The organism is Streptomyces sp. WAC04114, from assembly GCF_019733245.1.
Classification (GTDB): Bacteria; Actinomycetota; Actinomycetes; order Streptomycetales; family Streptomycetaceae; genus Streptomyces; species Streptomyces massasporeus_A.
The window spans coordinates 1-13,549 of the sequence record NZ_JAIGQA010000202.1; the positions used below are offsets into that span (position 1 = coordinate 1).

At 71.4% G+C, this 13,549-nt stretch carries 15 protein-coding genes and 1 pseudogene; 6 read left to right on the forward strand and 10 right to left on the reverse strand.

Annotation, left to right across the window (positions count from 1 at the left end; translation table 11 throughout):
* The coding region (locus K4G64_RS33820) for a shikimate kinase (RefSeq protein WP_308122563.1) at positions 1 to 299 on the forward strand (299 nt) is incomplete at its 5' end.
* A 36-nt stretch (positions 300 to 335) separates the two neighbouring features.
* Here the strand turns inward: K4G64_RS33820 and K4G64_RS33825 are convergent.
* From K4G64_RS33825 to pdhA, 3 genes are read right to left on the reverse strand one after another with little or no spacing between them, the layout of a single operon-like run.
* Positions 336 to 1,652, reverse strand: a complete 1,317-nt coding sequence (locus K4G64_RS33825; RefSeq protein ID WP_221759732.1) for a dihydrolipoamide acetyltransferase family protein — start codon at positions 1,650 to 1,652, stop codon at positions 336 to 338.
* A complete protein-coding gene (locus K4G64_RS33830; RefSeq protein ID WP_221759744.1) occupies positions 1,649 to 2,689 on the reverse strand; it encodes an alpha-ketoacid dehydrogenase subunit beta in 1,041 nt (346 codons plus the stop codon). The genes K4G64_RS33825 and K4G64_RS33830 overlap by 4 nt, the downstream gene beginning before the upstream one ends.
* Before the next feature lie 8 nt (positions 2,690 to 2,697).
* Positions 2,698 to 3,828, reverse strand: a complete 1,131-nt coding sequence (gene pdhA, locus K4G64_RS33835; protein ID WP_221759733.1) for a pyruvate dehydrogenase (acetyl-transferring) E1 component subunit alpha — start codon at positions 3,826 to 3,828, stop codon at positions 2,698 to 2,700.
* Between the two features lie 245 nt (positions 3,829 to 4,073).
* Here pdhA and K4G64_RS33840 point away from each other — a divergent pair, with 245 nt between their 5' ends.
* Genes K4G64_RS33840 through K4G64_RS33850 form a run of 3 tightly spaced genes read left to right on the forward strand, consistent with a single transcriptional unit; the run spans position 4,074 to position 6,671 of the window.
* Positions 4,074 to 4,835 (forward strand): AfsA-related hotdog domain-containing protein, encoded by a 762-nt coding sequence (locus K4G64_RS33840; protein ID WP_221759734.1) that lies wholly within the window; start codon positions 4,074 to 4,076, stop codon positions 4,833 to 4,835.
* A gap of 1 nt (position 4,836) precedes the next feature.
* A complete protein-coding gene (locus K4G64_RS33845; protein WP_221759735.1) occupies positions 4,837 to 6,048 on the forward strand; it encodes a chorismate mutase in 1,212 nt (403 codons plus the stop codon).
* Positions 6,045 to 6,671 carry a TetR/AcrR family transcriptional regulator gene (locus K4G64_RS33850; RefSeq protein ID WP_221759736.1) on the forward strand — a complete coding sequence of 209 codons (627 nt, stop codon included), beginning with the start codon at positions 6,045 to 6,047 and terminating at the stop codon, positions 6,669 to 6,671. The genes K4G64_RS33845 and K4G64_RS33850 overlap by 4 nt, the downstream gene beginning before the upstream one ends.
* Here the strand turns inward: K4G64_RS33850 and K4G64_RS33855 are convergent.
* The 5 genes from K4G64_RS33855 to K4G64_RS33875 are packed head-to-tail and all read right to left on the reverse strand — an operon-like array spanning position 6,606 to position 10,576.
* Positions 6,606 to 7,664 carry a LysR family transcriptional regulator gene (locus K4G64_RS33855; RefSeq protein ID WP_221759737.1) on the reverse strand — a complete coding sequence of 353 codons (1,059 nt, stop codon included), beginning with the start codon at positions 7,662 to 7,664 and terminating at the stop codon, positions 6,606 to 6,608. The two genes, K4G64_RS33850 and K4G64_RS33855, sit on opposite strands and share 66 nt — an antisense overlap.
* Positions 7,661 to 9,220 carry an MFS transporter gene (locus K4G64_RS33860; protein WP_221759738.1) on the reverse strand — a complete coding sequence of 520 codons (1,560 nt, stop codon included), beginning with the start codon at positions 9,218 to 9,220 and terminating at the stop codon, positions 7,661 to 7,663. Before K4G64_RS33860 ends, K4G64_RS33855 begins: the two co-directional genes overlap by 4 nt.
* Complete coding sequence (locus K4G64_RS33865; protein WP_308122565.1) at positions 9,217 to 9,837, reverse strand: class I SAM-dependent methyltransferase; 621 nt, start codon at positions 9,835 to 9,837, stop codon at positions 9,217 to 9,219. The genes K4G64_RS33860 and K4G64_RS33865 overlap by 4 nt, the downstream gene beginning before the upstream one ends.
* Positions 9,762 to 10,307 (reverse strand): hypothetical protein, encoded by a 546-nt coding sequence (locus tag K4G64_RS33870; protein ID WP_221759740.1) that lies wholly within the window; start codon positions 10,305 to 10,307, stop codon positions 9,762 to 9,764. Before K4G64_RS33870 ends, K4G64_RS33865 begins: the two co-directional genes overlap by 76 nt.
* Entirely contained in the window at positions 10,304 to 10,576 is a 273-nt protein-coding gene (locus tag K4G64_RS33875) for a hypothetical protein (protein ID WP_221759741.1), read from the reverse strand. The genes K4G64_RS33870 and K4G64_RS33875 overlap by 4 nt, the downstream gene beginning before the upstream one ends.
* Positions 10,577 to 10,959: 383 nt before the next feature.
* Here K4G64_RS33875 and K4G64_RS33880 point away from each other — a divergent pair, with 383 nt between their 5' ends.
* On the forward strand, positions 10,960 to 11,217 hold the full coding sequence (locus K4G64_RS33880) for a response regulator transcription factor (RefSeq protein ID WP_221759742.1): 258 nt from the start codon (positions 10,960 to 10,962) through the stop codon (positions 11,215 to 11,217).
* A 64-nt stretch (positions 11,218 to 11,281) separates the two neighbouring features.
* Here the strand turns inward: K4G64_RS33880 and K4G64_RS33885 are convergent, their stop codons facing one another.
* Complete coding sequence (locus tag K4G64_RS33885) at positions 11,282 to 11,953, reverse strand: TetR/AcrR family transcriptional regulator (RefSeq protein WP_221759743.1); 672 nt, start codon at positions 11,951 to 11,953, stop codon at positions 11,282 to 11,284.
* 63 nt (positions 11,954 to 12,016) lie between these two features.
* On the reverse strand, positions 12,017 to 13,243 hold the full coding sequence (locus K4G64_RS33890; RefSeq protein ID WP_308122564.1) for an MFS transporter: 1,227 nt from the start codon (positions 13,241 to 13,243) through the stop codon (positions 12,017 to 12,019).
* Between the two features lie 104 nt (positions 13,244 to 13,347).
* On the opposite strand from K4G64_RS33890, the pseudogene K4G64_RS33895 reads away from it, so the two are divergent.
* A pseudogene (locus K4G64_RS33895) lies at positions 13,348 to 13,549 on the forward strand (hypothetical protein); the annotation flags it as partial.

A 13,549-nucleotide genomic window follows, 5' to 3' on the forward strand; every position in this document is an offset into this window, starting at 1 on the left:
TGGCCCTGGGCGGCGGCGCGATCCTCGACGCCGGCACGCGCGCGCTGCTCGCCGGGCAGCGGGTGGCGTACCTGTCGATGGACGTCGAGGAGGCGGTCAAGCGCACCGGCCTCAACACGGCCCGCCCGCTGCTCGCGGTCAATCCGCGCAAGCAGTGGCGCGAGCTCATGGAGGCCCGCCGCCACCTGTACGAGGAGGTCGCCACGGCCGTGGTCGCCTCCGACGGCCGGACCCCCGAAGAGGTCACCCAAGCCGCCCTGGACGCAGTCGACTTGAGGCCGTCGCGGCCCCTCGCGTGAGGGTGTCGATGCCTCACGCGGGGGCCGCTCCCCTCCTCACAGCAACCGGAGAAGTCCCGCGGGCTGTTCGACCAGGTCGGCGACGTGGCGCAGGAAGCCGCCCGCCGCACCGCCGTCACAGACTCGGTGGTCGAAGGTGAGGGACAACTGGCACAGGCTGCGGACGGTCAACTCGCCGTCGACGACCCAGGGGCGGGGCAGGATCCGGCCCACACCGAGCATCGCCGCCTCCGGGTGGTTGATGATCGGTGTCGAACCGTCGACACCGAAGACCCCGTAGTTGTTCAGGGTGAAGGTCCCCCCGGACAGCTCAGCGGGAGTCAGCGTCCCCTCCCGGGCGCGGGCGGTGAGACGGCCGATCTCGGCCGACAGCTCCGGGAGCTTCTTCCGGTCCGCGTCCCTGATCACCGGTACGACCAGGCCGCGTTCGGTCTGCGCGGCGAAGCCGACATGGACCGACGGGAGCCGGACGATCTCTTGGCGGTCGGCGTCCACGGTGGCGTTGAGTTCCGGGTACCGGGCGAGCGCCGCGACGCAGACCCGCGCCAGGAGGGCGAGGAGGGAGATCCGCTCCTCGTCCGGTGCCGCGAGGTGCCGCTTGGCGTCCAGCAGCCGGGTGGCGTCCACGTCCACCCAGGTGGTGGCGTCGGGGATCTCGCGGCGGCTGCGCGCCAGCTTGTCCGCCATCGTGCGGCGCGCACCCCGCAAGGGCATGCGCACGGCTTCCGGTACGCGGTGTGCCTGAGGCGACGACGGCGACGCGGGCATGTCCTCGGCCCGGCCGGTGTGCACCGGGGACGGCTCCCGGGGCGCCTCGACGTCCCGGCGCAGGACGAGTCCGCCCGGTCCGCTGCCCCGGACTGTGCGCAGGTCCAGGCCGCGCTCCCTGGCCAGCCTGCGCACCAGCGGGGAGATCACCGGGATCGGTTGCCCGCCGGTCGCGTTCAGTCGGGCCGGAACGCCGACGGTGCCGGGCACGCGAGCGGGAGCCGCGAGCCGGCGGCGGCGGGCCGCGGGCGCGGAGGTCCCGTAACCGACCAGTACGTTCCCGGAGTGGTCCGCCGGTGCGGCGTCGGCCGCCGGTGCGGCGTCGGCCGCCGGTGCGGGCCGCGCGCCGATCGACAGGAGCGGTCGCCCCACGTCGAGGCTCTCGCCCTCCCGTCCCCACAGGCGGGTGACGACACCCTCGTACGGGCACGGCACCTCCACCACGGCCTTGGCCGTCTCCACCTCGACGACCGGCTGGTCCACGGAGACGGAGTCGCCCTCGGCGACGAGCCACCGTACGATCTCCGCCTCCGTGAGGCCCTCACCCAGGTCGGGCAGGGTGAACTCCTGGCTGCCCGTGGTCATGCGCCCTCCCCGTGAACGCCGTCCTGCCATTGGAGTCGTGCGACGGCGTCGAGGATCCGGTCGACGTCCGGGAGATGGTGGTGCTCCAGCATGGGTGGCGGGTACGGGATGTCGAACCCGGTGACCCGCAGCACGGGAGCCTCCAGATGGTGGAAGCAGCGCTCGGTGACCCGCGCGGCGATCTCGGCGCCGAAACCGGCGAACCCCTGGGCCTCGTGGACCACGACGGCCCGGCCGGTGCGCCGGACACTCGCGCACACCGCCTCGTCGTCGAAGGGCACCAGGGTGCGCAGGTCCACGACCTCCAGGTCCCAGCCCTCGGCCGCCGCAGCCTCCGCCGCGTCCAGACAGACCGGCAGGGAGGGGCCGTACGTGATGAGGGTGGCGGAGGAGCCGCTCCGGCGCACCGCGGCCCGGCCCAGCTCGGGCGGGGCGGCCGAGCGGCCGAGGTCGCCCTTGGACCAGTACAGCCGCTTGGGCTCCAGGAAGACGACCGGATCGTCCGAGGCGATGGCCGCGCGCAGCAGGCCGTAGGCGTCAGGGACGGTGGCCGGCGCGACCACGTGGAGACCGGGCGTGTGCGTGTAGTACGCCTCCGAGGCGTCGCTGTGGTGCTCCACGCCGCCGATCCCGCCGCCGTAGGGGATGCGGACGGTGATCGGCATGGGCAGCTTGCCGCGCGTCCGGTTGCGCATCTTGGCGACGTGGCTGACGAGTTGCTCGAACGCGGGATACGCGAAGGCGTCGAACTGCATCTCCACGACGGGACGCAGCCCGTACATGGCCATACCGACGGCGGTGCCCAGGATGCCCGCCTCGGCGAGCGGGGTGTCGGCGACCCTGTCGTCCCCGAACTCGGAGGCCAGGCCGTCGGTGACGCGGAAGACGCCGCCCAGCGTGCCGATGTCCTCGCCCATCAGATGGACCCGGTCGTCGTCGGCCAGGGCGTCGCGCAGGGCCCGGTTGAGCGCCCGAGACATGGTCACTTGCTCGGGGGCCGGCCCGGCGCCGGGGGACGCGCCGGTGACGTCGTCCATGGTGGCGGTCACTGTCCTGCCTCCTCTGAGTCGCTGCCGCCGGCGGCAGCGCCCGCCGCCAACTCGGATGCCAGCAGCGCACGTTGTTCGTCGAGCTGGGGGGTACGCCGGGCGTAGACGTGCTCGAACAGGTCCAGGGCGTCGGGGGACGGGTCCACGGAGAGGCGGGCGCGCAGGTCCGCGGCCATCTCCTCCGCCTCCCGCCGGACCCGGTCCACCCCGGCGTCGTCCAGCAGTCCGCGCTCCCGCAGGTGCCGCTCCATGCGGTCGACGGGGTCCCGGCGACGCCAGGACTCCACCTCGGCCGCGTCGCGGTAGCGGGTCGCGTCGTCGGCGTTGGTGTGCGCGTCGAGGCGGTACGTCACCGCCTCCACGAGAGTCGGCCCGCCGCCCTCGCGAGCCCGCCGGGCGGCCTGCCGTACGGTCCGGTAGACCGCAGCCGCGTCGTTCCCGTCGACCAGCACGCCCGGCATGCCGTAACCGATCGCCTTGTGGGCGAGGCTGGGGGCGGCGGACTGCTTGTCGATCGGGACGGAGATCGCGTAGCCGTTGTTCTGCACCAGGAAGACGACGGGGGCGCGGCTGACGGCCGCGAAGTTCAGGGCCTCGTGGAAGTCGCCCTCGCTGGTGCCACCGTCGCCGGTCATCGCGAGGACGGCCAGATCGTCCCCGCGCAGCCGCGCCGCGCGTCCCAGGCCCACCGCGTGCAGGGTCTGGGTGGCCAGCGGGGTGCACAGCGGTGCGACCCGCAGGGCGGTGGGGTCGTATCCGTTGTGCCAGTCCCCCCTCAGCAGGGTCAGCACCTCCACGGGGTCGAGGCCCCGCACCAGCAGCGCCAGGGTGTCCCGGTACGTGGGAAAGATCCAGTCCTGGCGGTCGAGGGCCAGGACGGCGCCCACCTCGCAGGCCTCCTGCCCCGTGGTGGACGGATAGACCGCCAGCCTGCCCTGCTTGGTCAGCGCCGTCGCCTGCTCGTTGTAGCGACGTCCCCGTACCAGCTGCCGGTACAGCTCCAGCAGGACCGAGTCGTCCAGGGCCCGTTCGCCGTCCGGGCCGTCGATGAGGCTCAGGGGTCGCGAGGCGGGCAGCATGGCCGTCACGTCGTCCTCGGCGACGCCCGGCGGATCAAGAACTGACATGTGGGTGAGGCTCCTTCGGCCGCGGGGACAGGGGCCGTGACTCCCGTGCGCACACCCGCGGCCGGGAGCCGGCGACCCCGCACCAGCATTCGCGCCGCGCCGCGGCGACGGCAGTCGGCCGATACGGCTAGTACCTCGTACCTACTCCCAACAGGCGACTGGCGAGCCCATTTCGGGGACTTCACGCTGAATGCACTTCCGCGGCTCCCCATGACCGCGGCCTTCCCCCGCCAGGAGGCATGTTCATGAGCAGCTCAGCCACCTCCCGACTCGTCGTCGGCGACCGGTTCCGCGACTTCGCCGAGGCCGTCGGCGCCGAGACGTTCTCGCGCCTGGCCCGTTCGCTCGACGCGGGCGACCTGGACACCGTCGAGGGGCCGGTGCACGTGGTCGCCGGCCAGGGGATCGGGGAGTTCGAGATCTCCTACCTCCAGGACGCCGTCACCAGGCGGCAGCTGGACGACCGGATCGTGCTGCTGCACTCCACCGGGCAGCCCGCCCGCCGCCAGGACCTGCACAAGGCGCGCGAGGACAACGTGCTGGTCGCCGGACTCACCCAGGCCGACGACACCACGTACGAGGCCGCTCTGCGCCTGCACGACCACAACGAACTGCTCGTGGACGTCCAGGACCGCGTGCACGTACAGGGCATGGTGGCCGTGGAGGCGGCCCGCCAGATGCTCGTCGCGGTGGTGGAGCGCTACTTCACGGCCCGTTGGCCGCAGCAGCGCTACTACATCGTCCTCAACTCGATGAACACCACCTTCTCCAACTTCCTCTTCCCCGTCGGCGCCACCTTGCGGCTGACGGTGGACGAGTCCGAGGTGTCGGAACCCAGCCGGCTCACCTTCCGCACCACGGTGGAGGTGGAGCAGGCCGGACGGGTCGCGGCCACCGTCACCATCGACGCGGCCGCGTTCGCCCCCGGGCTGCTGGAGGACAAGGAACTGCGGCGGGCCAAGAGCGCGGTGGCGAGCACCATGGACGCCGCTCTGGCCAGCGCGTGACATGAGGACGCCGGTACCGGACAACCCGGCGCGGCCCGCGTCGGGTCGACTCCCTTACCCGGAGCGGCGGTTCGCCTATCTGGGCCCGGAGGGCACCTTCACCGAGCTGGCCCTGCGCTCGCTCCCGGAGGCCGCGGGCTCTGCGCTGGCACCGGCCGCCACCGCCGCGGACGCCCTGGCCCTGGTGTGCCGGGGCGCCGTGGACGCGGCGATGCTGCCCGTGCACAACACGGTGGCCGGCGTCGTCGCGGACACGGTGCGCGCGCTCGCGGAGTCACCCGCACTGACCGTGCTCAGGGAGGTCGTGTTCCCCGTCGATTTCGCCCTGCTGGTCCGCCCGGGCACGCCCCTCGTGCGGGTGGGCACGGTGAGCGGCCATCCGCACGCCGGGACGCAGGTCGCGGGATGGCTCGGCAGGCGCGTGCCGCGGGCGCGGTGGATCCCGGCGCCGTCCAACGCCGAGGCCGCGCGCCGGGTCAGGGACGGGGAGTGCGACGCCGCCGTGGCCGGTGACTTCACCGCCGCCCCCTACGGTCTCCAGGTCCTGTTCACCGGGATACAGGACACCGCCGGCGCGGCCACCCGGTTCCTGCTGTGCGCGCGCCCCGGCGGACCGGGCACCCTGCATCCGGCCCGTGCCGACCGCACGTCGCTGGTCGGGCGTCTCCCGGGCCCGCCGGATGACGTCGACGGGCTGCTGGACGGCCTGCGTCGCCATCCCTTCCTGCGGGCCGTCTCCCTGCGGGCCGTGTCCGACGGGCGCGGCGGATCGGTCCTGTTCGCCGACTGCCCGGGCGGCACCGACCGGCCCGCGACCGCACGCGCCGTCGGCCTGCTGCGGCTGCGCCTGCCCGGGCTGAGGTCCCTCGGGTCGTACCCCTCGGCGGCCCCTGTCCCGTCCTACGAACGGAGTAAGAGGATGGACACCGAGATCACCTCCGAAGCAGACGGCTCTACGGGGCCCACGTCCGGGGACATCGCCCGGCTGCGTGAACAGATCGACGCCCTGGACCGCTTCCTCATCGGCACGCTCAAGCAACGGCTGGAGACTTCCCGGGAGATCCAGCGGATCCGTACCGGAAGCGGCGGCTCCCACGTCGACTCCGGCCGTGAGGTCTCCATCCGGGGCCGGTACGCCGAGGGATTGGGGGAGGGCGGAGCGGGCGTCGCCGAGGCGCTGCTGGAGATGTGCCGCGGGCGGTCACCGCGGTGAACCCGCCACCGACCAGGACTGCGACACCGTCGCCCCGCCGCCGTCGCGGCCGTGAGGACGTCCTCACGGCCGCGACGGCCTTGTTCCACGAGCGGGGCTACGACGCGACGAGCATGAGCGACATCGCCGCCCGCCTCGGCTTCACCAAGGCGGCGCTGTACCGCCACGTGACGGGCAAGGCCGAGTTGCTGCGCGCGATCACCGGGCCGGTCCGCGCGGACGTGCGGGCGCTGCTGGCCGCGAGCGCGGCCGGGACGGGCCCGCCCGTCGACGAACTCACCGGGCTGCTGCGCGGGCTGGCCGGCGCGGCGGCGGTCGGCCCGGTCCGGTACGCCCTGTTCTGGGGACTGGCCGGCGAGTCCGGCCCGCCGGCCCCCGACGCCATGTGCCGTGCCGAGGTGGTGCGGCGGCTGGCCGATCTGTACGAGCGGGCCGTGGCGCAGGGCGACGTGCGCGGCGGCATCGCTCCCCGGCTCGCAGCCCGGCTCCTGATGGGCGCGGTCGTCGGTGCCGCCGTGGAACCGGGCGGTCCCGGCGACGGGGCGGGGCCGCCGCAGTCACCGTCGGCCGTCGACGTCCTGCTCGACGGCCCGGTCCGCTTCCTGACCGGCGGGCAGGCCTGAGCGCCGTCCACCTGGCCGGGCCGGGGGCGCCGACCGGGTGAGCGCGGCGCGGACGGCGTGCCGCAGCCACACGTGCACGGGCTCGGTCTCGTGGCGGGGGTGCCAGGCCAGGCAGATGTGGATGGGGTCGGTCTCCACCGGAAGGTCGAACAGCTCGATGCCCACGGACTGCCGCGCGCTGGCGGCGAGCGAGTGGGGCATCGCGGTCACCAGGTCGCTCGACGCGATCATCAGCAACGCCTCACCGTAGTTCGGCACGGAGGCGATGACGTCCCGTCGCAGACCCCGCGCGTGCAGCGCGCCGTCGATCGGGCCCGTCATACGGCCCTTGCGAGAGACGCTGACGTGCCGGACCGAGGTGAACGCCTGCGCGCTCACCGCCGCGGCCAGCAGAGGATGTCCGGATCGCGCCACTCCGACGAACCGGTCCTCGAAGAGCGGCTCGACGCGCAGTTCCGGACTGCACTCGTCGATGATCCCCACCTCGATGTCCACGGCGCCCTCCCGCAGCGGCGCGCTGCCGTGGCTGCTCTCCACCGTGAACGTGAACCGGGCGAGCGGCACCTCCGCGCTCGCCCGGTTCAGCAGCGCCGGAGCCAGCACCGCGGCATAGGCCTCGTCCGCGACGATGGTCAGGGTCCTGCTGACCTGCGAGATGTCCTCCTGCCGGCTCGGGGCGAGGAGGGCTTCGGCCTCCCGCATCAGGGCCCGCACCTTGGGCTGGAGCTCCAGCGCCCTCGGCGTGGGGACCAGACCGCGCCCGGCCCGCACCAGCACGGGGTCGCCGAGCGCGCGCCGGATCTTGGACAGCGCACGGCTCATGGCGGGCGGGGACAGCGCCAGCCGCTCGGCCGCCCCGGTGACGCTTCCCTCCTGCAACAGGGCGTCCAGGGCGGGCAACAGCCGCATGTCCACATGGGACGCCAGGGCGCCGGGCAGCGTGCCCGCCCAGTCACCGTCCTGGCCGGGGTCGTGGACACCGGTGGGGCTCAATGCTTCTCCTGGGACGTGGTCGGCTCTCCGGCGTGGGGACGTAGCCACGCTATGACCAGGAGCGCCGCCACCAGCAACAGGAGGCCGATCAACCGCAACGACTCGGCCATTCCCGTGGTGAACGCCTCCCGTATCTGCGCCGAGAGGCGGGCCGCGGCGGGCCCGGAGCGCTCCGCCCCGCGCAGGGCCGTGCCCAGCGCCTGTCCTCCGGACGTCCCCTTCAGGTGCCGCAGCCCGGCCGGGAGGGCCTCGGTGAACCGCGCGTTGAGCAGCGTGCCGAACACGGCGAACCCGAGCGCTCCGCCGATCTCCCGGCTGAAGCTGTTGACGCCCGAACCGACGCCCGCCTGATGCGCGGGCACCGAGCCGACGATGGCCTGGGACAGCGGTGGGTTGGACAGCCCCGACCCGACCCCGACCACGACGATGCACCCGGCGTACAGCACGTAGGCGGTGCCGGGGCCGCACAGTGAGAAGAGCCAAAGGCCCACGACGACCACGAGCAGCCCGCAGCCGATGACGGGCCGCGCGCCGTACCGGTCGGCCAGCCGGGCGGCCCGCGTCGAGACCAGGAAGATGACGACGGCCAGCGGTGCCGTGCCCAGGCCCGCCAGGACGGCCGGATATTCCTTGACGTTCATCAGGTACTGGCCGTTGAGAAAGAAGACGGAGTACATCGCGACGAAGGACACGATGATGCCGAGGGTTCCGGCGCGCATTCCGGAATGGCGGAATACCCGGGGATTCAGCAACGGCTGTTCCCGACGCAGTTCGTACCGGGGGAAAAGCGCGAGAAACAGCGCGCCCGCGGCGAAGCTCAGCAGAACGGCGGGTGAGGCCCAGCCGAGTTCGGGCCCCTCGATGATGCCGAACAGCACGCCGAAGACGGCGACGACGAGGAGGAACACCCCACCCGCGTCCATGGAGTGTTGATGGCGTTCGACTCGTGGCAGGGACTTCGCCGCCACGACGATTGCGAGCGCGGCGAGAGGAGCGGCGACCGCGAACAGGGCCTGCCAGTCGAAGAACTGGAGAACGGCACCGCCCACGATGTTGCCCGCCACACCGCCGCCCCCGCTCAATGCGGTCCACAGCGCGACGGCGTGACCGCGTTTGTCGGGCGGATAGCAACCGGTGAGAAGTGGAAGGCTGTTGGGCAGAATGAGGGCGGCCCCGGCCCCGGTCACCGCCCGGGCGACGAGCAGCAGGGCGACCGTCGGGGAAACGGCGGATCCGAGAGACCCCGCGACCATCAGGGCCAGGCCGGTGAGCAGTGCGCCCTTTCGCCCGAAGTGGTCACCGATGGCTCCGCTCGGAATCAGCAGGCACCCGAAGACGATCAGATAGCTGTCGACGATCCACAGCACCTCGGTCGGCGTCGGGTGCAGTGCGCTGGTGGCCAGCCGGCCGACCGCCAGGTTCACACCGGCTCCGAGACCGAACACCAGCATGACGCACATGCCGAGCGTGGCGACGGCCGCCCGCGAGCCGGGGCGGGCTCCGCCCGGCGCGGCGGCGGACCGCCGAGCCGGGCGGGCGGACGGGGAGGCGCTCATGAGCCGGTCCGTCCGGACGTGCCCGTGAAGGTGGACAGTTCCAGCCCCTGCCCGTCGGCCACGGCGACGGAGACGTAGCCGTTGGCGGGGGCGCGGACGTGGTCGAGGTAGGGCAGGGCGGCGGCCGCGAACTTCGCGGTGTCGTCCGCGTGCACCAGCGCGCCGGGGCGCAACCGGGGCTCGGCGGCGCGGACGACGTCGAGATAGAAGTCCGCCCAGCCGTCCAGGTAGAGGAGGTCGATCCGCTCGGGGAACGACGACATCACCTCCACCGCCTCACCCTCGATCACCTCGGCGTACCGGGCCACGCCCGCGGATTTCAGATGGTCCCGGGCCGCCGCGCACTTTCCTTCGTGGAGATCCACGGTGTACAGCTTTCCCGAACCGTTGTCCCGGAGCGCCGCCGCGATATGGATGGCGGTGAAACCGTAGGAGGTGCCGAACTCGAAGACGGTATCCGGACGCATGGCGCGCACCCATGCGTAAAGCATTCGACCGATGTCCGCCGGCGCCGCATAATAGCCGCCGGCGCACGCTTCCACTAATTCTTCCGGTGTCCATGGAGTGGTGCGATTCCTGATGTTTTCGAGAAGCTTCGGCTGTTCGACGGCGTCCACTCGCTGCTGTTCGGATGCGATCGCGTCGAGCGCTGCTCGAATCTGCGGGGAAGACAGAGAGGAAGACATTCTTCAGCGTCCTTTTCGTGGGGTAAGCGTGCGGTCTTGGCTGACCTTTCTGGGATTGCTGGGTGGGGAATGCGGAAGGCCTTGTAATGCGCCGCCATGAGTGGCTGGATGAGCAGGTCGACGCCCACAAGGAAACACACCGTGCCGATCCCGAGAGGGCCCCCCATAAAAAATCCGGAGATCATCAGAGAGGTTTCGATGAGCCCTTTCGCCGTCCAGAAGGGCCAGCGCCACCGGCTGGTCATGGCGAGGGCGAGTACATCGATGGCGCGGATTCCGAAGCCGCTCATGATGATGAGCGCCGACCCGTACGCGCACAGCGGCACCGCGCACGCGAGCAGTCCCGCCGACGGAATCGGCAGGGCGCGGGCGGGGTCCGACCAGCGGAGCAGGTCGATCACACTGCCGCAGAAGAAGAAGGTGAACAGGGGGGGGCCACCAGCGGCCTCTCCCGGGTCCAGGCCGCCACGACGGCGAGGCAGACCACCGCCACCAGGGTCTGCGAGACGCCCACCGTGACGGGCAGGTGCCGTACCAGGCCGAGGGAGAACACGTCGAGCGGATCGGTGCCCAGGTCGGAGTGGATGAAGAGGTAGGCGCCGCAGGAGAAGACCAGGCAGCCGACCGGATGGAGTAAGTGGTTCTTTCGCCGTACTCGCTCGACGAGCACCGGCTCACCCCCCCGGCAGGGAAAACGAATGATGGGAGCGAGGCGGATTCGGTATTCCGTCTGCGGGTTCCACTTTATTGATCGTTCGACACTTTATCCAGTGCAATGCATGCAACACGCATTTTCTTTGGGTGGAATGCTCGCTTCCGGCTGCTCGGGAGGTTGGGTGAGGGGAAGTTTAGGATGCAACTTTTATGTGTGAAGTAACCCACGTTTAATCCACGGTTTTCGGTGGCGCCCATATACTGTTTTCGCGACGAGTAATCGTTGAAGACGCTGCTGCGTGAACAATGGCGCTCACGTGCACGTCTTGATGGGTGATGACCATGCATGGCAGGGGGAAGTACATGTCTCGCGCATCCCGTCCAACGTCCGAGGGATTAGTGGCTACTCTGGAGCCCGAGCAGGCGGTGTCGGATCGTGTGGCGGCCAGAACGGTATCGACACTCACGCCGCGGGAGCGTCAGGTCCTGAACGGGATAAAGGAGGGGAACTCCAACAGGATGGTCGCCCGACTGCTAGGGATTTCTGAACGCACCGTCAAGGTCCATCTGCACTCGATTTTCATCAAGCTGGGCGCGGCATCACGAACCGAAGCGGTTATCGAGGGGATCAGGAGCGGTTGCATCAGCCTGCACTGATCGTCGCGCGCGAGTGGCCCCCGACGACACGCGTCGGGGGCCAGTCACTCAGGCCGGTCCGAGGTCAGGGGTTCCGGGTCGACGGCTCGCGGGCGAGCGCGAGGACGAGACGGGACGTCGTTTCCACCAGTTCCCTGTCGATGGGGGATCCGGAGACCAGGACCCGGTAGTACAGCGGACCGAGCAGCAGATCCACGAGGTGGTCGAGGGCGCGGTCGTCGAAGGCCAGGTCCTGGTCGCGGGCGAGGAGATCCCGCAGGCCGGCAATGTCGCGTTCCCGCTGCTCCTTCAGGAACCCGGCCCGCAGCGACGCGGCCGTATCGCTGTCCAGCTGGGCGTGGCCCAGGAGGGCCAAGAGCACCTGGCCGGCGGGCTCCTCGAAGAAGTCGGCCACCCGCTGCAGGTGGGAGGTGAGGGCCTCCTCGACGCCGCGGCTTTCGTCCGCGCGCCACTCCAGGGCCTCGCGGGCGTCGTCGGTGAGGGTGTCGAGGAGGATGTCGACCTTCGACTTCCACCAGCGGTAGATCGTCTGCTTGGCCACCCCCGCGCGCTGGGCGATGCCCTCGATGGTCAGGGCGGCGAAGCCCCGCTCGACCAGGAGGTCGTCCGCGGCGTGCAGCACCGCGAGCCGGACGCTCTCGCTGCGGCGTGGGCCGGTTCGGCTGACGACCGTGGTCTTCTCGCAGGCCGGTGGTGGTTTCCGCGTGGCGCTGATGGTTCCGTCAACCCTTCGCATCGTGTCCGTCGCTGTGATTCTGGCACAGCGGGTCCGCCGTGAAACGGTTCACGGCAGGCCCGCTCAGGCGGCCTTCCGGCCGGTCCGCACCAGGCTGAGCAGGACGCCGAGGGAGAGCGCGGCGACCACCGCGCTGAACGTCTCGCCGGCCGGGCGCAGGCTGGTCTCGCGGATCAGGACGCCCACACCGATCGCGGGCACCGCCAGCATCGAGTACAGGATGGCGAAGAAGGTGGAGACCGAGGCGCCCCGGTGCTGGGGGGCGCTGCGCGTGGTGATGCCGCCGATGCCGTGACCGACGGCGATGCCCGTCGCCAGTCCGTTGACCGCGGCACCGACCAGCAGAGGGGCCAGGGTGCGGGTGGCCATCGCGGCGGCGATCAGACCGGCCGCGACGATCAGGCCCAGGCACGAGGCGGGCAGGGCGGTGGCGGGCTTGAGGGTGCGGACGAGAAGCTGGCCGAGGGCGGTGCAGGCGAAGGCGATGAAGACCACGAGTCCGGTGAGGGCGTGGCTGGACTCGTGCAGCACCGTCCCCAGGAACAGGCCCGTCACGGCGGTCAGGACGCCGAGCACGGCGAAGCCCGCGCCCGCCGCCATCGCGGAGCGCAGGAAGTCCGAGCGGATCTCGGCGGGGACGTGCAGCGGCTGGACCTGCAGCGAGAAGCCGGAACGGTGGGTGGAGCTCTCCCCGTTCACCAGGACACCGAGCGTGCCGATGGCGGCGAGGACGAGCATGACGACCCAGGGGGTGCGCAGCGGGGAGGGCGCGAGGTCCGCCAGGATCCCCGCGATCAGCGTGCCGCAGGCGAGGCCGCCCATGTTCGCGAACAACGCGAGGGTGGCGGGCTTGATGCGGCTGTGCTGCCCGAGCCGCTCGGTGAGGGATGCGGTGGCGGCGCCGGTCACCAGGGCCGCGGAGAAGCCGGACACGACCCGGGCGACGAGCATCGCGGCGACGCTCTGGGCCAGCAGGAACACCACCGCGGCCACCACGGACAGCAGGGTGGCCGCGACCAGGACGGGACGGCGTCCCACCTGGTCCGAGAGCCGGCCGAAGACCAGCAGCCCGAGGACGACGCCGAGCGCGTAGACGGCGAAGACGACGGTCACGGTGAACGGTGTGAAGCCGAACTCCTCGCCGTACAGCGGGTAGAGCGGGGTGGGTGCGGTGGTGCCCGCCATGGTGATCCAGAAGGCGAAGGCCACGCTGAACACGGCGAGGCCGCCGCCGCGTGCCCTCTCTGGAGCGCCGGTCCGGTCGACGGCGCGGACGGTCGAGTTCCCCACTGAAGTGGCCTCTCGTGAGCGGTTGAGTGCGGAAAGGCGCGGCGCATGCCGAGACTTACCGTTGCGTCTAATCTGGAGACTAGACTAGTCGTCGCGTCTATTCAATGGGGTTCCTGGACGGCGGGGACCAAGTGCGGGCCCTGGACGTCCGCGGTGCCACGCTGACGCGCCACGTGCACGACGGCGATCCGGACTCGGCCGGCTCCGTCTTCGTGGACACCATGTGCAAGCGGTACGGCTCCGTCCGGGACCTGTTGTCCGAGGGGCCTGAGGGGCGGAAGGGCCCCATGAAGACAGGAGGGGGCC